This window comes from Bacteroidota bacterium (assembly GCA_040388375.1).
In the GTDB taxonomy this organism is placed as follows: Bacteria; Bacteroidota; Bacteroidia; order UKL13-3; family UKL13-3; genus JAAFJM01.
On the sequence record JAZKBU010000003.1, the window covers coordinates 43,129 to 68,586 of the forward strand.

General features: G+C 36.0%; 27 protein-coding genes and 1 tRNA gene. 7 read left to right on the forward strand and 21 right to left on the reverse strand.

Annotated features, from left to right (window positions below):
• Positions 1-39 precede the first annotated feature (39 nt).
• The 3 genes from V4538_03250 to V4538_03260 all read right to left on the reverse strand — a co-directional run bounded on the left by V4538_03250 (position 40) and on the right by V4538_03260 (position 2,697).
• A complete protein-coding gene (locus tag V4538_03250; GenBank protein ID MES2380030.1) occupies positions 40-663 on the reverse strand; it encodes a class I SAM-dependent methyltransferase in 624 nt (207 codons plus the stop codon).
• A 209-nt stretch (positions 664-872) separates the two neighbouring features.
• A complete protein-coding gene (locus V4538_03255) occupies positions 873-1,709 on the reverse strand; it encodes a T9SS type A sorting domain-containing protein (protein MES2380031.1) in 837 nt (278 codons plus the stop codon).
• Positions 1,710-1,971: 262 nt separating this feature from the next.
• Positions 1,972-2,697 (reverse strand): hypothetical protein, encoded by a 726-nt coding sequence (locus V4538_03260; protein MES2380032.1) that lies wholly within the window; start codon positions 2,695-2,697, stop codon positions 1,972-1,974.
• Positions 2,698-3,064: 367 nt separating this feature from the next.
• Between V4538_03260 and V4538_03265 the strand changes: the two genes are divergently transcribed.
• On the forward strand, positions 3,065-3,919 hold the full coding sequence (locus tag V4538_03265; GenBank protein ID MES2380033.1) for a hypothetical protein: 855 nt from the start codon (positions 3,065-3,067) through the stop codon (positions 3,917-3,919).
• A gap of 21 nt (positions 3,920-3,940) precedes the next feature.
• On the opposite strand, the gene V4538_03270 is transcribed toward V4538_03265, so the two are convergent.
• From V4538_03270 to V4538_03325, 12 genes are all read right to left on the reverse strand, one after another.
• A complete protein-coding gene (locus V4538_03270) occupies positions 3,941-4,729 on the reverse strand; it encodes a GIY-YIG nuclease family protein (GenBank protein MES2380034.1) in 789 nt (262 codons plus the stop codon).
• A gap of 52 nt (positions 4,730-4,781) precedes the next feature.
• A complete protein-coding gene (locus tag V4538_03275) occupies positions 4,782-5,519 on the reverse strand; it encodes a phosphodiester glycosidase family protein (GenBank protein ID MES2380035.1) in 738 nt (245 codons plus the stop codon).
• A gap of 110 nt (positions 5,520-5,629) precedes the next feature.
• The gene (locus tag V4538_03280) at positions 5,630-6,247 is read right to left on the reverse strand and encodes a hypothetical protein (GenBank protein MES2380036.1); all 618 of its coding nucleotides are present in this window, start codon (positions 6,245-6,247) and stop codon (positions 5,630-5,632) included.
• Between the two features lie 97 nt (positions 6,248-6,344).
• Complete coding sequence (locus V4538_03285) at positions 6,345-6,863, reverse strand: transposase (protein MES2380037.1); 519 nt, start codon at positions 6,861-6,863, stop codon at positions 6,345-6,347.
• Positions 6,864-7,075: 212 nt separating this feature from the next.
• A complete protein-coding gene (locus V4538_03290; protein ID MES2380038.1) occupies positions 7,076-8,323 on the reverse strand; it encodes an ATP-binding protein in 1,248 nt (415 codons plus the stop codon).
• A 5-nt stretch (positions 8,324-8,328) separates the two neighbouring features.
• Positions 8,329-8,763: a response regulator gene (locus V4538_03295; protein ID MES2380039.1), complete on the reverse strand. Its 435-nt coding sequence runs from the start codon at positions 8,761-8,763 to the stop codon at positions 8,329-8,331.
• 225 nt (positions 8,764-8,988) lie between these two features.
• Complete coding sequence (locus tag V4538_03300) at positions 8,989-9,450, reverse strand: GNAT family N-acetyltransferase (protein MES2380040.1); 462 nt, start codon at positions 9,448-9,450, stop codon at positions 8,989-8,991.
• A 72-nt stretch (positions 9,451-9,522) separates the two neighbouring features.
• Positions 9,523-9,891: a hypothetical protein gene (locus V4538_03305; GenBank protein MES2380041.1), complete on the reverse strand. Its 369-nt coding sequence runs from the start codon at positions 9,889-9,891 to the stop codon at positions 9,523-9,525.
• Between the two features lie 219 nt (positions 9,892-10,110).
• Complete coding sequence (locus tag V4538_03310) at positions 10,111-10,746, reverse strand: FMN-binding negative transcriptional regulator (GenBank protein MES2380042.1); 636 nt, start codon at positions 10,744-10,746, stop codon at positions 10,111-10,113.
• Between the two features lie 218 nt (positions 10,747-10,964).
• Positions 10,965-11,759, reverse strand: a complete 795-nt coding sequence (locus V4538_03315; GenBank protein ID MES2380043.1) for a hypothetical protein — start codon at positions 11,757-11,759, stop codon at positions 10,965-10,967.
• A gap of 682 nt (positions 11,760-12,441) precedes the next feature.
• Positions 12,442-12,738, reverse strand: a complete 297-nt coding sequence (locus V4538_03320) for an HNH endonuclease (GenBank protein ID MES2380044.1) — start codon at positions 12,736-12,738, stop codon at positions 12,442-12,444.
• Between the two features lie 110 nt (positions 12,739-12,848).
• A complete protein-coding gene (locus V4538_03325; GenBank protein ID MES2380045.1) occupies positions 12,849-15,845 on the reverse strand; it encodes a histidine kinase in 2,997 nt (998 codons plus the stop codon).
• 278 nt (positions 15,846-16,123) lie between these two features.
• Between V4538_03325 and tpiA the strand changes: the two genes are divergently transcribed.
• From tpiA to V4538_03340, 3 genes are all read left to right on the forward strand, one after another.
• The gene (tpiA, locus tag V4538_03330; protein MES2380046.1) at positions 16,124-16,888 is read left to right on the forward strand and encodes a triose-phosphate isomerase; all 765 of its coding nucleotides are present in this window, start codon (positions 16,124-16,126) and stop codon (positions 16,886-16,888) included.
• A gap of 118 nt (positions 16,889-17,006) precedes the next feature.
• Positions 17,007-17,081: transfer RNA gene (locus V4538_03335), tRNA-Glu, on the forward strand.
• Between the two features lie 182 nt (positions 17,082-17,263).
• The gene (locus V4538_03340; GenBank protein ID MES2380047.1) at positions 17,264-18,400 is read left to right on the forward strand and encodes a DEAD/DEAH box helicase; all 1,137 of its coding nucleotides are present in this window, start codon (positions 17,264-17,266) and stop codon (positions 18,398-18,400) included.
• Between the two features lie 55 nt (positions 18,401-18,455).
• On the opposite strand, the gene V4538_03345 is transcribed toward V4538_03340, so the two are convergent.
• The 6 genes from V4538_03345 to V4538_03370 all read right to left on the reverse strand — a co-directional run bounded on the left by V4538_03345 (position 18,456) and on the right by V4538_03370 (position 22,356).
• Positions 18,456-19,991: an LA2681 family HEPN domain-containing protein gene (locus V4538_03345; protein ID MES2380048.1), complete on the reverse strand. Its 1,536-nt coding sequence runs from the start codon at positions 19,989-19,991 to the stop codon at positions 18,456-18,458.
• Positions 19,992-20,019: 28 nt separating this feature from the next.
• Positions 20,020-20,361 carry a nuclear transport factor 2 family protein gene (locus tag V4538_03350; GenBank protein ID MES2380049.1) on the reverse strand — a complete coding sequence of 114 codons (342 nt, stop codon included), beginning with the start codon at positions 20,359-20,361 and terminating at the stop codon, positions 20,020-20,022.
• Positions 20,339-20,734: a hypothetical protein gene (locus V4538_03355; GenBank protein MES2380050.1), complete on the reverse strand. Its 396-nt coding sequence runs from the start codon at positions 20,732-20,734 to the stop codon at positions 20,339-20,341. Before V4538_03355 ends, V4538_03350 begins: the two co-directional genes overlap by 23 nt.
• Positions 20,735-20,744: 10 nt before the next feature.
• On the reverse strand, positions 20,745-21,170 hold the full coding sequence (locus V4538_03360) for a VOC family protein (GenBank protein ID MES2380051.1): 426 nt from the start codon (positions 21,168-21,170) through the stop codon (positions 20,745-20,747).
• Between the two features lie 40 nt (positions 21,171-21,210).
• Complete coding sequence (locus tag V4538_03365; GenBank protein MES2380052.1) at positions 21,211-21,756, reverse strand: DUF4199 domain-containing protein; 546 nt, start codon at positions 21,754-21,756, stop codon at positions 21,211-21,213.
• A gap of 120 nt (positions 21,757-21,876) precedes the next feature.
• Entirely contained in the window at positions 21,877-22,356 is a 480-nt protein-coding gene (locus V4538_03370) for a LuxR C-terminal-related transcriptional regulator (protein ID MES2380053.1), read from the reverse strand.
• Positions 22,357-22,694: 338 nt separating this feature from the next.
• Here V4538_03370 and V4538_03375 point away from each other — a divergent pair, with 338 nt between their 5' ends.
• Genes V4538_03375 through argC form a run of 3 tightly spaced genes read left to right on the forward strand, consistent with a single transcriptional unit; the run spans position 22,695 to position 25,458 of the window.
• Positions 22,695-23,282, forward strand: a complete 588-nt coding sequence (locus V4538_03375; GenBank protein ID MES2380054.1) for a GNAT family N-acetyltransferase — start codon at positions 22,695-22,697, stop codon at positions 23,280-23,282.
• Positions 23,282-24,478 carry an argininosuccinate synthase domain-containing protein gene (locus tag V4538_03380; protein ID MES2380055.1) on the forward strand — a complete coding sequence of 399 codons (1,197 nt, stop codon included), beginning with the start codon at positions 23,282-23,284 and terminating at the stop codon, positions 24,476-24,478. The genes V4538_03375 and V4538_03380 overlap by 1 nt, the downstream gene beginning before the upstream one ends.
• Positions 24,475-25,458, forward strand: a complete 984-nt coding sequence (gene argC / locus V4538_03385) for an N-acetyl-gamma-glutamyl-phosphate reductase (protein MES2380056.1) — start codon at positions 24,475-24,477, stop codon at positions 25,456-25,458. The genes V4538_03380 and argC overlap by 4 nt, the downstream gene beginning before the upstream one ends.

Here is a 25,458-nt window from a genome sequence, read left to right on the forward strand (position 1 = left end):
TGTTGGTGTTCTTCACCAACAACTATAGTAGTGCATTTGTCAGGCTGCTTCTGTTCGTTTGCGGAAGCTGCAAAAAATAAAATTCTGAACGGTATCAAACGGTGTTGTATGATCAATAGTAATGCACTGTATCTTTTCAAAAAAGCTTTTCAGCTTATCGGTCATTGATGTTTCAGAGTATTGTTTAATTTCTATTCCGCTACACTTTTTGGGTCCGTTTTCGGAAAAGGTGCCAATTACTAAAATGCCTTTTGCTGCAATATTTTGCTGAGTGGTTTCAACATAATTGTCAACCTCCTTATCGTCAGTTAAAAAATGAAAGGCTGCTCTGTCGTGCCAGAAGTCATATTGTTCTGTAGGCCTGAAAGATGTTACATCTGCCACTATCCATTTTACTTTACCAGCACGGTTTCCAAGCCGTTGTTTTGCCCTGTTAAGTGCGGCTTCTGAAATATCAAGAACTGTTATGTCCTGATAGTTTAAGTCAAGTAAGTTATCTACTAAAAAGCTATCGCCTCCACCAATGTCAATAATTTTAGCTGTAGTTGGAATATTAAACTGTTTTATAAACTCTAGCGATGTTGTTGGTGTAGGCTGGTACCAACTTACCTCGTTCAGGTTTTTTGTCAGGTAAATATCTTCCCAATGTTTTTTTCTGTTCATGTTGTTATTTTAATATCCAAAACCCTCTTTAATTGATGCGTGTAATAGATGTTGCAGGGAGTAAGGTTTAGAATTCAAACATACCAATTATTTTATACATGCATGTTAAATCACTTCGTGATTTGTATGTATATGAAAAAGCCTTAACCAATAAATGGTTAAGGCTTTTACTTTTATTGAGAATAGTAAATATTTTATGCTTACACCTTCTATTTTATCACTAATAATTTCTTACCTCCGCTTATTCCTTTGCTGGTTTGTAATTGATAATAATAGGTTCCGCTAGCAAGTTCGTCAGTAGAAATAACTAATGTGTCAAAGGTTCTGTCCACTTTGAAGCGCTTTATTTCTGACCCTTGTAAACCATAGAAAACAATTTCGCCTTGATTAATACCATCGGGTAATTTATAATCAATGCTGGTAGATTGCTTGGTTGGATTTGGATATGGATTTGAAATTAAGTTTTGTTCTTTTATTATATCCTGACTTGCTGACTGTATTGCTGTAGTAAGTGTTCCCGCCAAACCAAATACTTTTGCCTGTCCGTTTTCGTAACTAAGTATCATTTTTGTTCCGGTAGCCGTATTGTATATTGGATATTGTTGTAAATGGTTGTTAGGTAAAGTAATCGGAGAGCCATTTTCATTAAAAAGCAAAGTGCCATCTTCATTATAAATTTTGGTTGTAGAAAAAACAGTAGAATCAGTTACATACATGAATTCGATTTTAGAGTCTGTATTAAATAAGTTTTCTGATAAATATAAAACATGACCAATATCGCCTGATACGCTACGGGCTATATTGGTAAAAGAAATGGTTTTAACAAGCGAATGATTCATGTCGTAAATGTTTATGGAGCCTGGCCCGCATCTGTTTATTCTAACATAACGTTCGCCCGAAACCTCAAACTTTACAATCATTAGCTGGCTTTGAGCACTTTTACAAAAGTTCCAGGTAGATGCACTATCATAGGTGTGCTCCAATGTGATTTGTGCTTTTGCATTTAACACAAATGCAATAAATGTTAGTAGGAAAATTTTTTTCATTTTGTTCTGTTTTAAATTGTTACTAAAAGTTTATTCGTCATATATAGGGTTACTTACACACAGTTTTTGTTCTTTATCAATAACCCATTTAACCTGTAAGAATGTTTATCTATTCAAACTTACCAATTATATATAAATGCAAAGTAAATCGTTTCATTTATATAAAAAGCCCTAACCGTTATGGTTAGGGCTTTTGTTTTTATAAGTACCCGGTCGGAACCCCGCGCACTAACTGGCAAAAGTTAGCTTACTTAAAACTTACTTAAAACTTTTCTCTTTGAAAGCCCCATGCACGTAATTCGTTTTTATACGTATCAGGATAGTTGCCTTCCAGTACTCTTAACAAAGCAATAAGTACTTTTTTTATGTTTTGCTTCTGCACATTTTTATTACCTATAATACCGCTTACATCTTTATCGGTATTGGTAGCTAAACCAGTAAGGGTAGTATACTGAGCTATAAGTGGCGTAAAGTAAGCCGTGCCTATAGATGTTTTCTTGTCGTAACCGGCAGTGACCAAAGCAGGTAATAATAGCTTTAAAGCAAACAAACGGTTGTTGCGTTCAGCAGGTAATCGGTAAGTGTGGTGTTCGAGAACAATACCAAAGCGTGCATAGGTGGCGCGGGCTTCCTGCATAGATTTTGCATCGGCATCAATGGCTCTTTTCAGTGCGGCTACGCCTTCATCCAAAGCATCGTTGCACTGCTGCAAGTCGTGGGTAATACGGGGCCTGTCCTTATCCGTATTGCTTTTGTTGTTTAATAAAAGGGTAAAGGCTTCTACCTCTTCACTAAAATCTTCAGCCGTTTTCCAAACCAGCGTAATGTTAGGTCTGCTTAACCAAACATCGGAAACGGTAGTGGCTAGTGTGCTAAAATCAGTATCCTTTTTGGCTACATTGCTTTTAACATGTTTTTTGGTGGGTGTTGGTTGTTCGGGAACATCATCCAGAGGTTCAGGAACGTTGTTATCTGATCTTTCCATCATAAAAATTATTATAATAGTATAACGGAACCTGTTTTAAAAAAGTATGTGTAGCGTATATTTTTTTATAAAAAATATTTTAGCAACTTACAGGTAGGCTGGTTTTCTGCTTCCCTGGGCATAGGTAAGTTTGATTATGCCACGTCAGCAGCTTCCCAAGCTGTAGGTAAGTTTACCTATGCCCTGGTTACCTGCTTCCTATGGTATAGGTAAGTTTCATTATGGCTGGTCAGCAGCTTCCCTACCTATATATAAGTTTATAGATGCCTTGGTAAGCAGGTGACGGAGGTGTATGGGAGGTGTTAGGTAGTTATAGATTTACTTTTTATGTTTGAGTTTAAGTTTAAGCAAGCCTTAAGATTAAATAATTATGCAGGTTTTATTTCAAATATTTTCAACTCGGGAAATTTCTTTATTTATATGGGCAACATTAGCATTAATGGTAATGTTATTTAATGCTAGTATTAGAGAAGAATTATTTATTATATTTAAATTACTTTTCGGTAAGAAAATAGGTTCCGTTATTTTACTACACGCATGTTACACTTTCTGTATTCTTTTAGTGCTTTATAAAATTGAAATGTGGAATTCATCTTTTATTAAAGATACTGTTTTTTGGTTTGTTTTTGTTGGCGTAATTTTATCTGTTCAAATAGATAAAGCAAAGGGCAATAATTTTTTTAAGGAGACTGTAAAAGAAAGTTTTAAGTGGTCAATTATGGTTGAGTTTTTAGTGAATTTGTATACATTTAGTTTAGTTACTGAAATAATTTTAGTACCTATTCTCGTTTTAAGTTCAGCCTTGATTACATTTTCAGAATCAGTCCCCAAATATGAACAAGTAAATAAACTGCTCAATAAATTAGTTATACTTATTAGTTTATTACTTATAGCAATAGCAGTTTATAAAATATTCAAAGATTATCAAACGGTTCTTTCATTGAACACAGCATTTTCATTTTTACTTCCACCTATCTTAATGGTTTTACATATACCATTTCTTTATTTATTAGCGTTGTATATGAATTATGAAGAACTATTTATTGATATTAAATATTTTACTCAAGATGAAGATAGTAAAAAGCGTATGAAAAGCTCAATTTTCCTTATTGTTAACTTAAATTTAAATAGGTTAATGATGATAAGAAAAAAAATAAATAAGTTCGATGTATATCATAGTAGTGATATTAAAGTTTATCTTAGAAAGTTGATATCTGCTGATTAATAATTGGGCGTTAACCAAGCGCTAATAATTCTTCATGAAAAGTTCTATTTCTCCCAAATCTCTAAAACTAAGACGAAACCATTCTCCTCTAATCCTTTTTGTAGCAAATTTTTGATGCAGTTCTTTTTCAAAACCTTTTTTGCACCTCCATAAAGCAATTAAGAAAACTCTTGGCTCACTTGAATGAAGAGTTTTTTCTCTAAAACGTGGATTCTTACTAGTTCCAATTTTTATTAAAGCGGTTTCATCGTTTACCATAAGGTAAACATACTCTTGATCATTGAGAATTTTAATTTCAAAATTCTTGTTAAAAAAATTTCGATAAAAATCCGTTCTGTTTATCATGTCAACATTAATAATTCCTTTTTGAGAATTTGAAATCATCACACCATTCTTTCCCTGAAATGGCTCAAGTTCTATGGTAGTTGTTGTGAAAAAGCCAAATTTTTCTAAACAAGACCGGACTTTAGTTTGGAATGTATTAAAACAGTTAATAGCATCTAATTCAGGATACCAGTCAGTTAATGATAAACAGAAATGAAGCAATAAATCAAAATAATTAGGATCTTTAAGTGGTAAGCAAATTATATCGCCTTTTAATTTTTCAAAATTAGTAATATAAAACATTTCAATTTCATATCTGTCTTTACCTTCATATACTCTCACACCAAAACAATGACGATTTATTTTTGAAATTACATTATTTACGCCAGCTCCAGGATCTTGTTTATTAATTTCAAGAATATCACTTTCCAATAAAGTGAAACAAACTTTATCAAACCGATATTGTATTTCCTCTAATGTTGCCATTTGTAATTATTACTAACTTGTATAGGTTTGAGTTTACATTCAAACATACTTATTATTTTGCCTTGTTTGTTACACCAATTATAACTCCAAAATTTCCGTCAGTTTGTGTCCATTGTTTTTCTGGTAAGTATGTTCTGGAAACAAAACCGTCAAGATACAAAGCATTTTTACACCCTAAGCTTTGAAAGTATTTAGCAAAGTCATAAAAGTTAATGGCTGTTTTTGACATGGCAAATACTACTTTGTTGTCGGGCATAATGCCAACCCCATTTCTTATATTCAAATTGGTAGAGCCTTCTTTAAATGCATCATGAATTTGTCCGTCAATAACCAACATAGGACCAGATTGTGTTGCGTATTTAATTTTACCGTTGTTGGTAAAGTCAGCCGTTTTACATACAAAAGGAGTATTGTTTGTGGTAATATAAAAAATGCCGTTGGGCTTTAAATAGAAGTTGCCGTTTCCATCTGCTGTGTCTAAAGGGGCAAGGGTATTTTTGTTTTGAATAAAAAGTCCTTGAGGTGAAAAGTCGTTATTGAACATTCCACCATTCATGGCAAAGGTGAGGGTAAGGTTTTTGCTCTCCACATAGGTCTTTAAACTTTGAATGCTTTTAATAAGTTCCCCTTTGTCGTCCTTCCAGTATAGTTTTAAATCTTGTGTCTTTGTGTCAACCGTGTAAGCCAAAATCTGTTCATCAACAGCGTTTGTAGTTGTGGTAAAAGCAATGAGTCCTACTGCCAATAGTAGCAATAAACTTAGTAGTATTATTTTTATTTTGCTTTTCAATTACTTGTTGGTTTGGTTTCAGCCATTGTTGGTGTTCTTCACCAACAACTAATTTAAAAAAAGTTTGTACATTCAAACATACTTATTATTCTATCAATGCAAATGCGTTTTTATATGCCCCTTTTCTTTCTGTCATTGATTTTCTGTTGGATTCTGTCAAGGATAATTTTCTCAAATTTACTAATTTGTTGCCTGTTTGCTAAATACCAAAAGTCACGATTAATAAGTTTGAAACTTGCTGTGTCATTAAGAGGGCTAAAACTGATAAGTGCAAATGTTGTAACAGATTTATTCCGATCTGGTCTTGTCCATGTATGAACAATTTCTTTGGTGTCTGGATAATAAAAGTCAATGTAATACCAATAGTCTGTCCAACCATTTTCTTCATTACCATAAGAATTACTTTGGTCGTGGTTTGGAAGTTTTGCTGTCGAGTCTTTTTTCAACTCGTCTCTGTATATTTCCATCTGCATTGATTCCTTAACGTATCCGCTGTCCCTGCCATATGCCAATGTTTTTTGGTTAGGTGGTTGAAGGCTTGGGTCTTCTGTTTTAATTTCTTTTATTATTTCAATTAGGTCTGCTTCGTTTATGTTCAAGTCCCAATAGGCTACGAAAGGATAGCTACCAGCAAAGCCACCAATACATCGCCTAAAGATTTCTTGTGCTGCGAACAATAAAAAAAATCCGCATAAAAGTCCAAGTAATATCTTTTTAGTTTTTGTCATTTGTTGTCGTAGGATACTATTCAAACATACCTATTATTTTATAAATGTAAAATCAACAACTTTTCAGCCGTTGTTGGTGTTCTTCACCAACAACTTATTACTGATTATAATGCGTAATAAAATTCCATTTGTTTTTATCTATACAATAATAATAAGCCGCAGATGAAAAAACATACTCTTCCGGCAATAAACACAAATTGGCTTTCACCGGATTTTGATGTATATAATTTAATTTTTGCTCCAATACTTCTCTGCTTCTTAGTTCTATATTCAGTGGGTTACGCTCCCAAATTTGGTGTTTTCTATCTTTATTATCTACTCTAAAATGTACTAATACTTGCTGGTGGTTATTTCTTAAATCTTTAATAATCATTTGTGCAGTGTATTTCATAAATGACAATTGAATTTCTTTTGGCTTGTTATTAGCCTGTACTTGCCAAATAATATGAATATGATTGTTCATAAGCACAAAGCCATATACAACTATCCGTTTTTGTTGTACCAAAAATTCAAGGCTATTTACTATTATATCTTTGTATGTATCTTGTTTTAAAAGGTGCTTCCATTCGAGTATTGTTGCTGTGAAAAACTCAGGATAATATTCTATAATTTCCATTTGGGGAAAGTAGCATTTTTCTTAAAAACTTGTTGGTGAAGAACACCAACAAGGGCAAGGAAGGGCGGAACAAGGGAACAATAAATAAACCTTAAGCCTATGCAAAAGCCCCGACCAGTTACTGGTCGGGGCTTTGTTTGTGCATGGTTGTAAGCGACAGCCGTTGTTGGTGTTCTTCACCAACAACTCATTGTCCAATATGGGTATCTTTATTAAGTTAAAGGAATATAAATATCAAAGGATGCTCCTTTGCTTACTTCGCCTGTGGCTGTAATAACTCCGTTGTGGTTCTGTACAATTTTTTTTACGATGGTAAGCCCTATACCCGTTCCGGATATGGTGTCCTTATCGTGTAGGCGTTTAAATATTTCAAAAATGTGGTCCTTGTATTCGGGCGAAAAGCCAATTCCGTTGTCGCTAATGGTAAGGTGGCAATAGACTTTGTCGGGTAAAAGGTTTTGGTCGTTTACTTCACTGCCTTGTATATTGCGGCCTTTTATTAATATATGCGGTGGTCTGCCTGCGTTTGAAAACTTAAGTGCATTACCAATGAGGTTGTACAGGAGTTGGTGAAACTGAAAAGGAATGATATGGGCGTTGCCTATTTTGCCCACTTCAACAGTGGCTTTTTTCTCGGCAATGGTTTCTTCAAAATCATTTATTACTGCTTCTATGATGGCATTGAGGTCAGTAGTCTCAAATTTTCTTTCCAGGGTGGTGGTGCGTGAGTAGGCCAGCAAATCATTAATCAGTGATTGCATACGGTTGGCTGCATCGTGCATTTTTCGCAAATATTCTTTGCCCTTGGTTGATAAATTTTCTGATTCATCATCAATAAGGCGTGTAGCAAAGGTTTGAATTTTACGTAGTGGTTCTTGTAAATCGTGGCTTGATATATAGGTGAATGATTCTAATTCTTTATTGGCAACGATTAGCTCTTCTGCCCGTTTCTCTTTTTCTCCGTTTTGAAAAAGAAGTTCTTTATTGGCAATAATTAGCTCGCCTGCGCGCTTTTCCTTTTCTCCGTTCTGAAAAAGAAGTTCTATGTTAGCAATGTTTAACTCTGCCGCTCGTTTTTCTTTTTCTCCATTCTGAAAAAGAAGTTCTATGTTAGCAATGTTTAGCTCTGCCGCCCGCTTTTCTTTTTCTCCATTCTGGAAAAGAAGTTCTTTATTGGCAACGATTAATTCTGCTGCTCGTTTTTCTTTTTCTCCATTCTGAAAAAGAAGTTCTATGTTGGCAATGTTTAGCTCCTGTGCCCGTTTTTCTTTTTCTCCGTTCTGAAAAAAAAGTTCTTTATTGGCAATGATTAGCTCGCCTGCCCGCTTTTCTTTTTCTCCATTCTGGAAAACAAGTTCTTTATTGGCAACAATTAATTCCGCTGCTCGTTTTCCTTTTTCTCCATTCTGAAAAGCAAGCTCTTTAATGGCAGTAGCTAATTTATCTTCTATCATTTCCATATTTATCAGGTAATCGTTAACACAAATTCTTCTTTATTAGGTTGAGGTTTCATCCACATATCAAGCGTCAATACCGTTTCAATGGCTTTTACTAAAAGCCCAAACGAACGTGGTTTGCATATGTAATGATTGGCTCCGTGTTGGTATGTTTTACTTACTTCCTCATCGCTGGCAGTGGTGGAGAATATAACAACGGGAATGCTTTTTAATATAGCCGTACTCCTTATCTCTTCCAAACATTGAAGCCCGTTTTTTAGGGGCATATTAAGGTCAAGGAAAATAACATCAGGTGGTGGTGGTATTACCGATTCAAGATTATTCATTAATTCTAAACCATCGTTTGCAGTTGTAAGTTGCGCTGGAATGCTTACTTTTTGTAGTGCATCTTCAAAGAACATGCGATCATCAGCATCGTCATCAGCAAGAAATATAATTTTCATTTATGTTTAGCTATTACCGTACAAGGGTACACCTTATTTACATAGTAATGCCTATTATAATTGCTAATGAAGGTTTAGGGAGGGTTTTTATCTATGTTTGGTGTGCTTAAACCATATAAATGGCGATTGGTGAGGACACCAACCGTGGACGGGCATAGAGAGTAGCACTGCATTTTTCAGCCGTTGTTGGTGTTCTTCACCAACAACTCAGAAGGCTTTGTGTAACTACATGCCGATAACTATTGTCAGTTCCATAATGGGTAAATAACGGTCCTTAATGCTCGTTTTCATTTGCCCTACTTTAATAAAGCCAAACTTTTCATAAAATGCCTGGGCATTAGGTTCCGAATCAAGCACTATTTTTTTTGTTTCAGTCTTTTTTATCGTATCAATAAAATCATGCATCAGTAGTTTACCAAACCCACTGCCAATATATGCCGGAAGCACAAACAGGTTGTCAAGCTTAACAGTATCATTGTCTAAATAGCAGTATGAGTAATAAGCAAGGGTAGTATTGTTAATGACCAATTTAAATACATGGTTACTTTCAATATAACTTTTTGTTATAGTCAATAACTCCGACCACATGTCTATTTGTTCCTGCGTGTATCCCCAATAAGCTTTCGACTTTTTGGTTATGTCTGTCAAAATCTCATGGTCGTCTGTATTTGCTTTTAGTATAGTCATCCTTTAAAATGATTGTTAACGTTTATTGAAAACTTGTTGGTAAAGAATACCAACATGGGCGAAAAACTTCACTTAATAGTCAGCCTGCTGATGTTTGGTTTGAATACTATCGGCCATAATGGTTTCCGTTAATGCATAACCTCCTTCGGTATATTGTGAAGAGATTAATGTATCTCCGTTTTCCAGTGTTGCTGTTAAAGTATAGGAGCTTTCCCCGGGACTATGGAATGAAATACAGGTTTGTGCGCTATCGGCTAACGCCCCTATATTTTTGATTCCCTTTTCATATTTCAAAACCAACGAAGAAAGGCTATGCCCGCTTTCATTTACAATTAAAACGGAAACATTGTCCTTTGACATTTCCCGGCAGTCCTTGTTCCCGCATGATGGAGCCGATGCTAAAACTATCAAAGCAAATATTATTTCTAATGGTCGTTTCATGGCATTACCGCTATTGGTTTATATAAAATGTTTATCTATTCAAACATACCCATTATTTCATACATCTTAAATCAAAAATCATCAATCTGTTTTATCATGAAATAGCTGTTGAATTCTGTTTTCCATTTACGTGTAGCGATTGGTGAGGACATCAACCATGGACAGCAAATTATCTATTTAAACATATCCATTAATTCATAATTCCTAAATCAAAAATCATCAATCAGGAAACACCTGATGTATTCTGTTTTCCATTTCGGCAGCAATAACCCGTCCTGCTTCATCCTGTTGTTGCAGTTTGGCTATAATGTTTTTATAACTTTCATAATCCCTGTCCTGGCTCAGTTTAAAAACCGTATCTATTTCTGTTATTTCAATTTCAAAAGCCACTATGTAAGGAGTTGCTCTTTGTATAAACTCAGCAGGTAAATTATCGTAAATGGTGGTCGATGCTTCATTATAGTTTTCAAAATGAAGACTCACCTTTCTCAATACATTTGCCAGAGCGTTATCATCTAAAAATTTGATAGTACCCTTTACATGCACACTCATATAATTCCAGGTAGAAGGGATGTATGGGTTGCTATACCAAGTACCACTTACATAGGTGTGATGCCCGGTGAAAACGGCCAGAATATTACTGTTGTGTAAAAATGTTTTATGGTGGTCAGTATCTTTCATAATATGACCTCTTAAAAAACGCTTACCGTTTTCTTCTTCAATAAACAGCGGTATTTGGGTAGCGATAGGTTTGTTTTCAGCATCGCACCCTGTTAAAAATGCAAACGGGTATTTAGCTATAAACTCCTTAATAATTTGCGGATTGTTTTCTTTGTGATTGGGCAGGTTGTACATATAAAATGCTTCGGTAATTTATTGAGTGCATAGTTCTACACTTTTTTCTGAATAAAAAATGAACGGTCTGCTAATTAATAAATTTTACAATTGCTTACTAATTGTCCGCGATTGGTGGGGACACCAACCGCGGACAGTAAGCTTGTTGGTAAAGAACACCAACAAGGGTGGAAAAGGTTTATCCGCTTCAATTGGTAGGTTTTAGAGATGTCTCATGATTACTCCCAAATCAGAGACGATGACAAACCGAGAGAAGTAACATTGATATAGTCAATCAATCCCAAGTTGCCGCCATTCATGGAGTATAATAACGTAGTGTTTCCGGCAGGACAGGTTACCTCTGGAGTTCCTGCAAACTGCCCAATAACAGAATCCGTCCGGCTATTATTGATACAGATGTTTACGTTTAGATTTGAGGCAACGCGAATCGCATCAGGAACTAATGCTCCTTCGGGAGTTAAGGTGTAAGTTGCATAGTACGTATTCAAGCCTTCTTTCATGGCAGTTGCATACTCAGATACTGTGTTTCCCCCCTCCAGAATAAGGCTAAATTCCCAAACGAATGCCCCAGCAAGGCTGTTTTGAGGCAATTCACTTTGCCATGATTGTAACTGTTGCAGTGCTTGCATTGGAGTCAATTGTCCTCCATCTGATCCTGAATTAGTGGTCTCAAATCCTGCCACAATAGGAACTGATGGTGTAAACTGAGTGTACCAATCCTGAACAGGGTCATTACCTGTACCACCTGCATAACATTGTACATTAAACCATGAAATGCTTCCACCATTGTTATTCACAAAGGTTTGCCATGACTGCCAACCAGAAAGATTATTATACGGGGAAGCTGTTAGCGCTAAACCAACTTGAATAACTGCAAGTGTAACCTTTTGAACTGCAGGATCCATTGGATCCAAACCACCAGGTTGGCCCCAATTTTCGGCATCAATATCAACACCAGTAATTCCACTATTCTTTAGGCTTACCAATACATTGTTCAAATTACTCGAACCCATTGCGGCCAGCGCACTGATTGCACTGTTCCCGATAGAGAAGAATATATTGGTGATGTTCGTGTTATTCTTCAGTTGGGTTAAACTGGATGCCCAATTTGTATCACCGGTATAATCACCGCTTGAGTTAAACATGGGATATGGGGGATCGTTGTATACAATGCCTCCATTGTAACCATTCGGTCCACTTATAATTAACGTATTAACAGGAGTACCTGCATAGTCTGAAATGTATTTTGTAACATTTGAAGAAGGATACCCCGAACGGGTATAAATTGCAATGATATTATCCATAGTATAAAAATTTCCCTACTCATAAGGCTTTTCAGATACCGCCCTGTTTTTAAACTGTTACAGCCAGTCCGTTTTTTAATCCTTCAATACTTCGACAAGCTCAGTGCTCAGGATGAAAGTGGGTTCTGCTCCACTTTTTTAAAAGTTTTATGGGTACAAATTTGCAGTAAGATAAAGGGCTGTATAAGAGGATAAATGCCTGTTTATAAAAACAGTTATTTATACCCGTTATTGGGTTTTATATGGATATTTAAACCTGTATATAGGCTTTGTCCTCGCCAACCATAGGTTTAGCGATTGGTGAGAACACCAACCGTGGGTAGTAAGCTTGTTGGTGAAGAACACCAACAAGGGCGGGAAATACTTAATGTGCCAATCATTTATAGGTATATTAATTGTGTTGTGCATTATGACAAGGTTTGCATATAGAAACAAGCCAATCAATTGGTTCTTTTCCAATATTTTTTTTAGCGTATCTCTTATGATGAACCTGAGTAGCACGAGCACCACAATATACACAGCGCCAGTTATCTCTTTTCATTACTACGTAACGCTTTCGTTGCCAAGCGTCTGATTTAAGATAGTCGTTTCTGTAATAATCACGTCTATTCTGACGACCCACTTCAAAATCCAAAGTTTTAATTACAAATGCAGCTACTGCAAGAATTAATATAAGTATAATCTCCATAGTTTATATTCCAGCCGTTGTTGGTGTTCTTCACCAACAACTTATTTAGCCTGTAAGATTTATACATTCAAACATACTTATTATTTCATAAATCATACATCAAAAAATCATCAATCAAACGGAACCGTTATGGTTACTTTAGTACCCGCAGGGGTTCCATCGCTATGGTATAGGTCTTCATATACCACACCTATTTGTTGGTTGCGTTCTGCATTTAATAACTCTAATCTTTTTTGTACAGCACCCGTAGAAAAAGAAGCATGTTTCCGATGACGTATTTTATTCAACTCCATCGATTGTTGGCGGCCTATGCCATTGTCGAATACTTCGCAAACCAAAGTGTTGGGTAATGCACCTTGCTTAAATGTTACTTCAATTTTTCTGTCGCTTCTTTTGTGTAACAAACCATGTTTAAAAGCATTCTCTACATAAGGCTGTATAATCATGGGCGGAATCATAATATGTTCTATCTGCAGGTCGTAGGCTACCTGTAAGCTGTAGTTAAACTTCTCTTCAAAGCGCATGGCTTCCAACTCCAAATACAATTGCATGGCTTTTATTTCTTCATCCAGCGATATGCTTTTTTTGTTGCTCATGTCTAAATACAAACGCATCAAATCGCTAAACTTACCAAGGTAACTATTGGCCAGTTTTTTCTCGTTGGTTAAAATATATTCCTGTATAGAGTTAAGTGCATTGAATATAAAATGCGGGTTCATTTGTATTTTAAGTGCCGATAGTTGCGAGGCCCTTAAATCAATAGCCAGCTTGGCTCTTTCCCTTTCCAGTTTATTGCGGTTGCTTATTATTTTTATGCGGTATAAAAAAAGCAAACTCACCACCAATATTAAAGCCATGGCTGCCAAACTTACAAACCACCAGGTTTGCCAATAGGGCGCTGCAATGGTAATAAGGTTTGATTGGGCTATGGCACTTTCAACGCCATCTTTATTAATAACCTTTACCTGAAACCGGTAAGAGCCCGGAGGCAATAAATTATACTTGGCCACACGCTCCTTGTAAGATACGTAAGTCCAGTTAGTATCAATACCCATTAAGCGGTAAGCATAACGTAATTTACCCCGGCTACGTTGTGCTATACCTATGTAATAAAAATCAATATTGTTTTCGTTATAGGCTACCTTAACATCGGTTTTAGTATTCACCACATTGTTGTTAACGGATAAGGCTATAATATCGATACCGGGTTTGCTTGCAGACGTAGTTATTTTGTTTTGTTCAAACCATTGAAAACCTTTGGAGGTAGCCAGGTAAATAAAGTTATTTTTTAAATGTATATCCAATACATCGTTGCTGGCCAAGCCCTCTTCCTTGGTAAAATGAATAATCTTTTTTTGTTGCAGTAAATAAGCCTGCACACCCTTTTCGCCCGCAAACCAAATGGCATATTGATTGGCTGCAATACAGCGGTTAAAATTAGAAAGCAAACCATTGCCGGTAGTAAACTGATCAACCACTTTATTTTTGTAATAACTAATAATACCCTGTTGCATAGTGCTTATCCATACCTTACCATCAGGTGCCAAAATAATGTCGGTGGCATTAATAGGTTGTTTGTTTTTATCCAATACCAAATTAACCTTTCCTTTATGGTAACGGTACAAACCATCTACGTAGGCTATCCAAAGGCTGGTATCTGCAGTGTTAACCAGGCAGGCAGTAGTTCTTTGTTCCCTTAACTTGGCAGCGGTTAATACTTTGTAGTTGTTGGATGGGTTGGTAACTGCTTTGTTAAAAGTTAAGTATTTACAAAAAGGCGATGTGCGCTTGTTGGCATCTTTAAGCACAAAAAAAGCAGAGTAGGAGGTAGCCAGAAAATAGTTTCCATACCCATCAAAAGAGTAATCCTTTACAGCCGAAAAGTTTAAATACTTATTTAAATACCGTTTTGTTTTAATATCATAAATATAGCTTTGGCTGGAGTGGGCATACAATAGGTTTGTTGTTTTATCAATAGCCAATGCATCTATATCTTTTGTTTCATTTTCTAGTTTAATAGAATGCAGTACTTGTTTTTTATCGGTATCGAAAGTAATAACATTACCAAGCCCCGAAGCCAAATACAAAAGCCCGTTTTTATCTTCGGCTATAGTACTCACCCTGTCCGATTGTAAGGATGAGTTGCTGCTATTCATTAACCAAACATTTTTGGAGGGAATAACAAATACGCCATTTTTTAAAGTGCTTACCCAATAATTGCCTTCCCTGTCTTTAGTAGCCCACGAAATAGCATTGCCTTTTAAAATATGTGCAAACAGGTTCGATTTATTTTTATCGGCACTAAAAATATAAGCACCATCGTAGGTTAAAAACCACCTGTCGTGGTTATCAAACGAAATAAAATCAGTAAAGCGCACATCGTTTGTTTTAATAGCATCAGTATTCAGTGTATACTGCTGTTTGCCATCAAATGCATCAATACCACAAACCCGGTTTTGTATACTTTTTATAAAATAGATACCATCATCGTGTATGGAGTATTCAACCGCACATGGATTAAATTTTGCATGGGCGAGTTTGCCATTGTTAATGTAATAAATACTATCAGCCGCAACAACTACATTGCCCTTCCTGTCGGCCACAATATTTACTATAAACGGAAAATTTACCTGCTTAAATTTGTTTAGCGTTTGCGTTTCAAAATTGTAATAGTAAATGGGGTTGTTAATGGAAATAATCCAGAGCTGGTTTTTGTTATCGAAACAGTAACGCGGAAATCCCGATTTATATACCTTTTCAAAAGGCTCGAAAAGTTTTAAGGAGTCGTTTTCAATATAGAATAACTGCCCTGCAAAATTAACACACCAAATACGTCCCTTGGCATCCTGTATAAAATGCGAAAACGATTTACCCCTTTGTTGGCTACTGTAATAGTTTTTCATCTCCAGGCCATCATAACGGCATACGCCATTATCAGTACCAAACCACATATAACCCTTGTTGTCTTCAAACACACTATATACCTCCATACTGGGCAAACCATCATCATCGGTTAAGTGCCACATAAAAGGCTGCTGGGCTTTTACAGGTAACCAAACACCAATCAGTAAACAAAAAAGACAGACTGCCTTCAAGGGTAATTGCATAAAACAAATGTATTCATTTATGGTATTTATTTTATAAGCCCCGGCTTACCTTGCCTCGTTTAAAGCCCATGCTAATTTTGCTTACTATAACTTGTTGGTGAAGAGTTTGTCTTTGTTGGTGAAGAACACCAACAAAGGCAATAATTTTGATGAACAATCAAAGAAATTTAACAATTCAACCAATAACTTATAAACCGGGTAACCCATACATAGTTGAAACAACCATATTATTTCTTTTATTTGCATTTTTTAAATACCCTAACAAAGTACACAACTATATGAGAAAGAAAATTATAGCAGGCAATTGGAAAATGAACAAGACCTTTGACGAAGGAATGGCATTGGTTTCAGAATTAAGCAATATGGTAAAGGATGAGTACCATGGCAGCGCTGAAGTGGTTATTATTCCTCCGGCATTGTACATTAATTCAGTAAGCCGCATGTTGGTTGGTTATACAAACATTAGCTGTGGCGCACAAAACTGCAGTAACCATGTAAGTGGTGCTTACACAGGCGAAATAAGTGCAGCTATGGTAAAAAGCTGTGGCGGTAAATATATTATTATAGGCCATAGCGAGCGCAGACAATACTTTGGCGAGCATAACAACTGGTTGGCTAAAAAGATTGATGCTGTTTTAGCCGAAGGCTTAAACCCTATTTACTGCGTGGGCGAAACTTTAGAGGAACGAGAAGGCAATACCCACTTTGAGGTATTAAAAAATCAAATAAGCCAAGCTTTGTTTCACTTAAGCCCGGCCCAAATGGCTGAGTGTGTGGTGGCTTACGAACCTGTTTGGGCCATTGGTACGGGCAAAACAGCCAGTACAGCACAAGCACAGGAAGTACATGCTTTTATAAGAAACCTGTTAAAGGATAAATTTGGTGAGGCTATTAGCAATAATATAACCATTCAGTACGGTGGAAGCGTAAAAGCGGATAATGCAGCCGAGTTATTTTCGGCTCCTGATATTGATGGCGCATTGGTAGGCGGAGCGGCTTTACAAAGCAGAAGTTTTGCTGATATTGTAAAAGCGATGGCTTAATACGGTATTATTGGGTAAACAGGCGTAATATAAATTCCTGATTTGTAGCGGATAAAAAAATATTAAAAAAAATATTTGGTCTTTAAACTATAAATCTTACATTTGCCAACCCAAAAATGGCCCGTTCGTCTATCGGTTAGGACAAATGGTTTTCATCCATTAAAGAGGGGTTCGACTCCCCTACGGGCTACCAAAGAAGGTAACACAAAGACTTGCAGCAATGCAGGTCTTTTTTGTTTTACAGCAGTTTGTAAACAGCGGAAAACTATAAACTTGTTGGTGAAGAACACCAACAAGGGCAACAAATTATACAAATTACCCGTTTGGTGTTTAAATACTTGTTTTAGCTATTTTAAAGCTACTTTTACACCCTACATGAGTCACACGTCATTTGCATCCCTAGGCCTTTCGCCTGCCTTGTTAAAGGCACTGGAAAAACAGGAGTTTACTATACCCACACCTATACAAGAAACAGCTATACCGGCTATATTGAATAAAAACGATGTATTGGGCATAGCCAAAACGGGTGCAGGCAAAACAGCCAGCTATGTGTTGCCGCTTTTAATGCAGGCTAAACCGGCAGCCAAGCTTAAAAACCGCCATGCCCATATATTGGTTTTGGTACCCACGCGCGAGTTGGCCGAACAGGTAAAAGAGGTGTTCCATACTTTTAGCAAAGCATTGCCGGAGCCCGTTAAAACACTGGCTGTATATGGTGGTGTTTCCATTAACCCGCAAATGATGGCGCTGCAAGGCGTAAATATACTGGTGGCTACTCCGGGCAGGTTATTGGAATTGATTGATTCCAATGCAGTACATTTATCGGGTATTGAAACACTGGTACTGGACGAAGCGGATAAGATGCTTAATTTAGGTTTTAAGGAAGAAGTAAATAAAATATTGGCCCTATTACCAGCCAAACGCCAGAATATATTATTGTCGGCCACTTTAAACGATGATGTGCAGTTGATACATCAGGTAATGTTGCATGAACCTGTTGTAATAAAGATAGCGGAAGAGGAAGACTCGTTAGAGCTGATTAAGCAAGTAGCTTATATTGTGTCAGAAGATAAGAAAGGGCCTTTCTTACGCCAGCTTATCCATCAGCACGACATGCAGCAGGTATTGGTGTTTGCTTCTTCTGTTTACCAAGCCGATGCCATAGTAAACAAATTGCTTAAAAACAATATTGATGCAAAAGCCATTCACAGTAAAAAAAGCCAGGGAGGCAGAACGGAAGCTTTGTCTTTGTTTAAATCAGGTAAGTTGCGGGTATTGGTAGCTACGGATTTAATGGCAAGGGGTATTGATATACTTTCGCTTCCTTATGTTATTAATTATGAATTGCCCCGCTCTCCCAAAGATTATATACACCGCATAGGGAGAACAGGCCGCGCAGGCACCGCAGGCGATGCTATCTCCTTGGTAAGTCCAAGCGAGCTACATCATTTTGGTATCATCCAAAAAAAAATGGGCAAACAAGTAGATATTATTGATAGTGAGAAGATGTAGGGAGAATATTGTTTGAAGAATGCTTAAATACTTCAAACAATAGTATTAACATATTTTAGTGTTTTGTGTCAAGTTGAATAGATGGAAAATCATTCTCTGAATCTTCCTCTTGATACACACTCAAAGAAAGGTAAGTTATAGCTTCTTTGGACAACTTCAGTACTTTGATAGCTTTATCTATAAATTCACTTTCTTTAATTTCCATAGAGAAATTATCCTTTAATATTTCCGGAAAGAACTCTTCCATTCCTTCCAAAAAAGGATTTTCAGAAATAACTTTAAATCCTTTGTGTTCTATATGGTTACGAATTCTAGCAAGTTCCTTTGCTTCAGGTTCAATAGAGTCTTGCATTAAGAAATCTCCACGTGGGTGTATATCCTTACTTAACCAATATAGTGCTCTAAGCATAAGATTTTTTCGGTTTACAAATTTTGACTTTAATATTCTACCATGTTTATCTTCGTACCACAAATTTCGAAAACTAACGGTATTATCAGAAATACCTAAGTCTAAATAATGGTTTAGAAAACAAGCAATCTTATCAAAAATTGAATATGCTAAGCGATAAGATATTTTAACTTGTTCCATTCTATAGGAATTGTTTGAAGAGTCTAATAAATCATAAATTTTCACATCGTTTTCTGAGAAGTGGTTTTGGTTATTATAAATTCCTTCAAACAGAAAATATCTGGCTGTAGTATATTGTTTCTTAATTTCATTAAACATACTATGGAATGAAGCACCCTTACCTTTTATTATAGTCATTGTTGGGAGCAGTAACGGATCATAATCTGTGAATGTAAAATCACCAATATCGTTTAGAGGATTTAGGAAGAGGAAGTGTTTCAATGCCCAGTTACGATATTGTTTTTCAAGTGGGCTATTGTAGTTATGATTGTGATTTTTAAATTCTTCTTTTTCTAAAAGCCCTGGATATGACTTTTCTATTGGTGTGATGTGTGCTAAGTAATATTCTTTTGCTCCTTTTTCTAAAGGCATATCCAAAGCAGTTTTAAGTGTTTTGTGTCCATAACGTAAGAATATATCTTTATGTCCTGAATCAAATATTGTAAAACGAGCATGGTATAACATGCAATGGCCTTTGGCAGCTAATGCAGTTCCAAAATTACTCTGAATGGCGAGTACTTTATTCCAATTGGCAATAGCAGGGATAAATCGACCCATGTTATCAAGTAGATTGGCTAGATTGGTATGAATTTGCAAAAACTTGCTTTGAGGGTGTTTGGATTCATTGAAAAATAGTGAAGCATATCGGAGATTAATTATTTCATTAGCTAAGTCTTCTTGGTCCCATTGCCAGGCATCATCAGTAAGATGTTTATCTGCTCTTAAATCACTAAAGGCAAGACTTAAATAATAGTGAAATAGATATCTATCCTTTTTAAATTTTATTGAAGGGTCAATCGTTTTTGCTAATTCTATAGCTTTATGTGTTCCAGTTCTTACTCCTATATCATTGGAGTGTTCAATTAATTTACATAATGTATCAAGAATTTCTTCTTCCGAAATAGTTTCTAACGTATCTAACAATAATAATTGGTTTAATTCGTCTTGCTTATTTATCGTCATTGATTATTTGTAATTATTGTGATACAATTCAATTAAGGTGAGCACTGATTAAAATTATCAATCCATCATTATTTATTGTAAAGTTTAAACCACCCGTTTCGTGTCCGAAGTTACCTGTAAAATCAACTTGTGCTTTGGCATTTTTGTTATCAATTACCTCCACAGATTCCAGCTTGGTTACTGTTTTGTAACCAACAAAAAAGGTGTCCAGGTATTTACGGACACCTTTTGTATGCTTAAACTTTTCGCCTACGGATACATCATCAATTATAGCATCAGGAGCAAATAAAGTAAGTGCTGCTGCTACATCAAAAGCATTTGCATGTTTTATGAATTGCTTTATAATTTTAGTGATAGCTGTTTCTTTCATTTGTTACGTTCATTCTTGTTTCAATTTGCTCCCAGTAATCTCTTCTCATAGAGTAGAACAAGCTATTCCAAAATTTACAACTGAGTTTATGTAATACATTATTTCTACGTTTGTAACGTTTTGTACATTCAGCTACTAACCAGTCTTCGTCAAAACCAGCCCAGCTTCCGGCAGCACTTACAAGGTTTGTTTGAAGAAGCGGAAAGACTTCCAGTATATCAATTTCCTTTATGTCGTTTATATGAAGACCGGAGTTTTGAAAGATTGATGAAATTCTGTCAAAGTCCTCAGGCGTTAATTGAGTATCTAAGTAAAACTCAGACAAGGCAATCCAAATTTGCTTTCTGTTCTCCATATCGTGATTGTCCTTCATTAATGTTCTGTTACTTAGTCTCCACATCAGGTTCCCACAACTCTATTTTGTTGCCTTCCGGATCCATGATGTGTACAAACTTTCCGTAATCGTAAGTGGCTATTTCGTCCAATACGGTTACGCCTTTTTCTTTCAGGTTTTTTACCAAACCTTCAATATTTTGTACATGGTAGTTAATCATAAATTCCTTTTTTGAAGGGGCAAAATAATCACTGCCTGCTTTAAACGGACTCCATTGCAATTGGTTCACTTCATCGGGCTTATTTAAATTCCTGAATTCGAAAGTGGCACCATAGTCGTTGGTGTCAAGTCCTAAATGAGCCTTATACCAGGCACTTGTTTCCTTCGGGTTTTCGGTAAAAAAGAAAATGCCTCCAACTCCGGTTACTTTGGGTTCTGTGTTTGAAGACGAGTTTGTGTTTTTTTGTTCTTCCATTGTAATAATTATATAATAGTTGGTCCGATAACTGTAGGGGTTATGCCGCTACTACCGGTGTTTTTCTTTTTAAAATCAAAGCACTGATCAGGGTGATTAAAATACCTATGGGCAATATTTCAGCATAAGTGTACATGGCAAAGAAAAAGATATTGTGCTTGTAATCGTAATTGGCGGTTTCTATTTCTTTAACAGCCTCATCAAGCTTTGTACCTGTTACACCGCTTTCATGCAATTGTTTTACCTGCATGGCTGAGTACTTATCTATAAAATCGGGCATAAAGAAATGGAATTCTACTCCCCAAGTAATTACGTACATGGTAGAGGCAATTAAGCTGATAAAAAGGCCCAGTAAAAATCCTTTACCAAAAGTAATGGTGCCGCCATTTTGCTTGTCGCGGAAATTTTTAATGCCTACAAAAATAAAGGAGAATGCCACGGCCATGGAAGTAAAACCAATAACCATACTGGTGCTTCCACCATCCATATCGCCACTGCCGCACGACATCATTGCCATAGAAATAGCCATAAATGTGCTAACGATTACGCCAGAAATGGCTCCGAATACTAAACTGTTTTTTTTCATAATGTTATTTTTTTAATAGATTAATAAGCCACAAAACTACCTTCAGTTTGCTGTTTCTGCTTCATACTTTCGGGTGATTTTGCTACTCTATTACACTTTCATACTAAAGTAGTAGTTGGGTTAATCTATGATATTCAGTCGTTTTGCTTTTTCTACTGCTTGTGTTCGTCTTTTTACATCGAGCTTTAAAAATATATTGGACGAATGTGTTTTAACCGTATTCAAACTGATAAATAATTTGCCTGCAATTTCCTCATTGCTTAATCCGGTTGCCATTAATTGCAATACATCCAGCTCGCGTTTGCTGATACCCAGATTAGCTATTTCCGTTTGGTTAATTTCGGTTGGGTTCGGATTATCTCTATAAACTTCCTTTTCTATAATACGGGTTTCTACTTTTGGTTTGACCAGTTTAAGCGCTAACCATATACCCAAAACGGTAAACACAATGGCAATGGCACCAATAAAAAAATCGAGGCGGTAATTAAAAACAATAAAATGAGCTTCGAGCCATTGGAGTAAAAATAACACCATAGCCATGGAAATGCCATAGAGAAAGAATTCTTTATATTTTGTAATTAGTGGGGCTCCTAATTTCATGTTTCAAATACTGTTTTGTTCCTGTTATGTCAGTTTTACAATAACAGCTCATTTATAAATACACGCAATAATACATAAAAATTTTACTCGTATGTAATCAGGTCCAAAATTGAAAAGGGAAAAAGTATCCTCTTTTTTAGCTTGTTATAAATGGCTACTACTGGTTATGTAAGTGCCTTTTGTTTTAAATGCTGTAGCGGCTTTTTGTGGCTGTCATTTATTCTCTTAATATTATGTTAAACAAAAAATAATTCTTAATTATTTGCATTTAAAAGATAAAACATCTTACATTTGCTGTTAAAATAGATATTTAAACTAAAAAAAAGAATAAAAACAGAATGAACAACTTGTCATTTGAGGTATTAAAAGCAAACGACTGTCATATACAATTTGCGCCACAAATAAGTCATGAAATGGAAATGTCGGCCAGGCAACGTGGCACAGGTATTTCAAAACGTACACCTGCGCAAATCATTCAAAAAATTTTAGATGGCAAAGCTATCATTGCTTTAACCCATACCGGAGAGTGGGCAGGGTTTTGTTATATTGAATCGTGGCAAAATGACGAGTATGTTTCCAACTCCGGATTAATAGTAGCCAATCCATTTCGCGAAAAGGGATTGGCACGAACCATTAAACGGGAAATTTTTAAGTTATCGAAAGTAAAGTTTCCAAACGCTAAGATATTTGGTTTAACAACCAGTTCGGCCGTTATGAAAATAAATTCAGAAATGGGTTATGAGCCTGTTGTGTATGCTGAAATAACCACCGATGAAAATTTTTGGACTGGTTGTAAAAGCTGTGTGAATTATGAAATACTACAAAGCAAAGGCAAAAAGAATTGCCTTTGTACAGCCATGCTTTTTGATCCTTTATTGAAAACAAAGGAAGTTGTTCACGCTTACGCAATGGTTGAAACAGCATGATGAAAAAGGAAAAAGTAGTATTGGCATTCAGTGGCGGATTAGATACATCGTACTGTGCTGTTTATTTATCGAAAATTAAAAAACTGGAAGTACATGCCGTAACGGTTAATACAGGCGGTTTTAATACAGATGAGCTGAAGGAAATTGAAAACAGGGCTTTGGCACTTGGTGCAGTATCTTTTACCTGTATTGATGAAACCGATCATTTTTATACAAACTGTATTAAGTACCTCATATTTGGAAACGTACTTAAAAATAAAACGTATCCTTTGTCGGTAAGTGCCGAACGCATTAACCAAGCCACCGCTATTGCAAAGTATGCCAAAGAAATGGGTGCTGCGTATGTGGCACATGGAAGCACAGGTGCAGGCAATGACCAGGTAAGGTTTGATATGATTTTCAATATTCTTATTCCGGGTATTGAAATTATTACACCTATTCGTGATATGAAGTTATCGCGCGGGGAGGAAATACAGTTTTTGAAAACGCATGGCGTTGAAATGAATTTTGAGAAAGCAAAATACTCCGTTAATAAAGGTTTGTGGGGTACTTCGGTTGGCGGCATTGAAACATTAACATCGGCAAACTATTTACCTGAAGAAGCTTTTCCAACTCCTTTAACACAAGAAACGCCAACTACAGTAACACTAACTTTTAACGAGGGTGAACCGGTGGGTGTAAACGAACAACTTTTTAATAACCCCGTTCATGCTATACAATGCTTGCAAGCATTGGCAGCTCCTTATGCTATAGGCAGAGATATTCATGTGGGCGATACCATTATTGGCATTAAAGGCAGGGTTGGTTTTGAAGCGGCTGCGCCTTTAATTATTTTAAAAGCGCATTATACTTTAGAGAAACATGTGCTTACCAAATGGCAATTGTTTTTAAAAGATCAATTGGCTGATTGGTACGGAAACTGGTTACACGAAGGACAGTTTTTAGACCCGGTGATGCGCAATATTGAATCGTTTTTTGAGGGTACGCAAAAAAAGGTAAATGGAAAAGTTTTTATAACACTGGCACCTTATCGTTTTGTGGTGAATGGCATTGAATCGCCTAATGATTTAATGCAGGCCAAATTTGGCAGCTATGGCGAAATGAATAATGTATGGAGTGGCGATGATGTAAAAGGTTTTTCAAAAATGTTTGGCAACGCCACGGCTATTTTTCATGAGGTGAATAACAACGCATGAAAAAAATAAAGGTTGGCATTGTTGGCGGAGCCGGCTATACAGGGGGTGAGTTGATTCGGTTATTGCTTAATCATACTGATGTAGAAATTGTTTTTGTGCATAGTAAAAGCAATAGCCCAAAATTTATATATGAAACACATACTGATTTAATTGGTGATACTGATTTAAAATTTTCTGATACTATATCGCAAAATATAGATATGCTTTTTTTATGTGTGGCTCATGGCGAAGCAAAAAAATGGCTTGATGAAAATAAATTAAATGATACCATTAAAATAATTGATTTGAGTGCTGATTTTAGAGTGAAAGATATTGCGTTGAAAACCGTTAGTTTGTTTGTATATGGTTTACCTGAATTGAATCGCGATGCAATAAAAGCGGCTCAATTCGTTGCCAATCCGGGGTGCTTTGCCACTTGTATTCAACTGGCATTGCTTCCCTTGGCAAAGGGTAAATTACTGAAAAATGAAATACATATTTCAGCAACAACAGGTTCAACCGGTGCAGGCCAGGCATTAAGCACCACATCGCATTTTAGTTGGCGAAACAATAATCTTTCTTTTTATAAGCCATTTGAACACCAGCATTTGAATGAAATAAATCAAAGCATTTTACAACTGCAAAATGAGTTTGCAAGTACCATTCATTTTATTCCTCAGCGTGGCTCTTTTACCAGAGGAATTTTTGCAAGTTGTTACCTGGATTGTGATATAAGCATGGAGGAGGCTATTGCTTTATATGAAGATTTTTATGCTGATCATCCTTTTGTGGTTATCAGTAAACAAAACATAGATTTAAAACAAGTAGTAAACACCAATAAGTGTTTGTTGTATTTGGAAAAGCATGGCAACAAATTATTGATAGCAAGTGTTATTGATAACCTATTGAAAGGGGCTTCGGGACAAGCCGTACAAAACATGAACCTGTTGTTTGGATTAGCTGAAACAACGGGTTTAAAATTAAAAGCCACCGCATTTTAA

Bases quoted from the DNA above. Each gene is read 5' to 3' on its own strand.
- V4538_03280 (MES2380036.1), bottom strand. From the start codon at position 6,247: ATGACAAAAACTAAAAAGATATTACTTGGACTTTTATGCGGATTTTTT.
- V4538_03290 (MES2380038.1), bottom strand. From the start codon at position 8,323: ATGGAAATGATAGAAGATAAATTAGCTACTGCCATTAAAGAGCTTGCT.
- V4538_03300 (MES2380040.1), bottom strand. From the start codon at position 9,450: ATGACTATACTAAAAGCAAATACAGACGACCATGAGATTTTGACAGAC.
- V4538_03375 (MES2380054.1), top strand. From the start codon at position 22,695: ATGAACAACTTGTCATTTGAGGTATTAAAAGCAAACGACTGTCATATA.
- V4538_03350 (MES2380049.1), bottom strand. From the start codon at position 20,361: ATGAAAGAAACAGCTATCACTAAAATTATAAAGCAATTCATAAAACAT.
- V4538_03255 (MES2380031.1), bottom strand. From the start codon at position 1,709: ATGAAAAAAATTTTCCTACTAACATTTATTGCATTTGTGTTAAATGCA.
- V4538_03250 (MES2380030.1), bottom strand. From the start codon at position 663: ATGAACAGAAAAAAACATTGGGAAGATATTTACCTGACAAAAAACCTG.
- V4538_03360 (MES2380051.1), bottom strand. From the start codon at position 21,170: ATGGAAGAACAAAAAAACACAAACTCGTCTTCAAACACAGAACCCAAA.
- tpiA (MES2380046.1), top strand. From the start codon at position 16,124: ATGAGAAAGAAAATTATAGCAGGCAATTGGAAAATGAACAAGACCTTT.
- V4538_03285 (MES2380037.1), bottom strand. From the start codon at position 6,863: ATGGAAATTATAGAATATTATCCTGAGTTTTTCACAGCAACAATACTC.
- V4538_03340 (MES2380047.1), top strand. From the start codon at position 17,264: ATGAGTCACACGTCATTTGCATCCCTAGGCCTTTCGCCTGCCTTGTTA.
- V4538_03355 (MES2380050.1), bottom strand. From the start codon at position 20,734: ATGAAGGACAATCACGATATGGAGAACAGAAAGCAAATTTGGATTGCC.
- V4538_03365 (MES2380052.1), bottom strand. From the start codon at position 21,756: ATGAAAAAAAACAGTTTAGTATTCGGAGCCATTTCTGGCGTAATCGTT.
- V4538_03295 (MES2380039.1), bottom strand. From the start codon at position 8,763: ATGAAAATTATATTTCTTGCTGATGACGATGCTGATGATCGCATGTTC.
- V4538_03370 (MES2380053.1), bottom strand. From the start codon at position 22,356: ATGAAATTAGGAGCCCCACTAATTACAAAATATAAAGAATTCTTTCTC.
- V4538_03270 (MES2380034.1), bottom strand. From the start codon at position 4,729: ATGGCAACATTAGAGGAAATACAATATCGGTTTGATAAAGTTTGTTTC.
- V4538_03260 (MES2380032.1), bottom strand. From the start codon at position 2,697: ATGATGGAAAGATCAGATAACAACGTTCCTGAACCTCTGGATGATGTT.
- V4538_03265 (MES2380033.1), top strand. From the start codon at position 3,065: ATGCAGGTTTTATTTCAAATATTTTCAACTCGGGAAATTTCTTTATTT.
- V4538_03310 (MES2380042.1), bottom strand. From the start codon at position 10,746: ATGTACAACCTGCCCAATCACAAAGAAAACAATCCGCAAATTATTAAG.
- V4538_03320 (MES2380044.1), bottom strand. From the start codon at position 12,738: ATGGAGATTATACTTATATTAATTCTTGCAGTAGCTGCATTTGTAATT.
- V4538_03380 (MES2380055.1), top strand. From the start codon at position 23,282: ATGAAAAAGGAAAAAGTAGTATTGGCATTCAGTGGCGGATTAGATACA.
- V4538_03325 (MES2380045.1), bottom strand. From the start codon at position 15,845: ATGCAATTACCCTTGAAGGCAGTCTGTCTTTTTTGTTTACTGATTGGT.
- V4538_03345 (MES2380048.1), bottom strand. From the start codon at position 19,991: ATGACGATAAATAAGCAAGACGAATTAAACCAATTATTATTGTTAGAT.
- V4538_03305 (MES2380041.1), bottom strand. From the start codon at position 9,891: ATGAAACGACCATTAGAAATAATATTTGCTTTGATAGTTTTAGCATCG.
- argC (MES2380056.1), top strand. From the start codon at position 24,475: ATGAAAAAAATAAAGGTTGGCATTGTTGGCGGAGCCGGCTATACAGGG.
- V4538_03315 (MES2380043.1), bottom strand. From the start codon at position 11,759: ATGGGTTCGAGTAATTTGAACAATGTATTGGTAAGCCTAAAGAATAGT.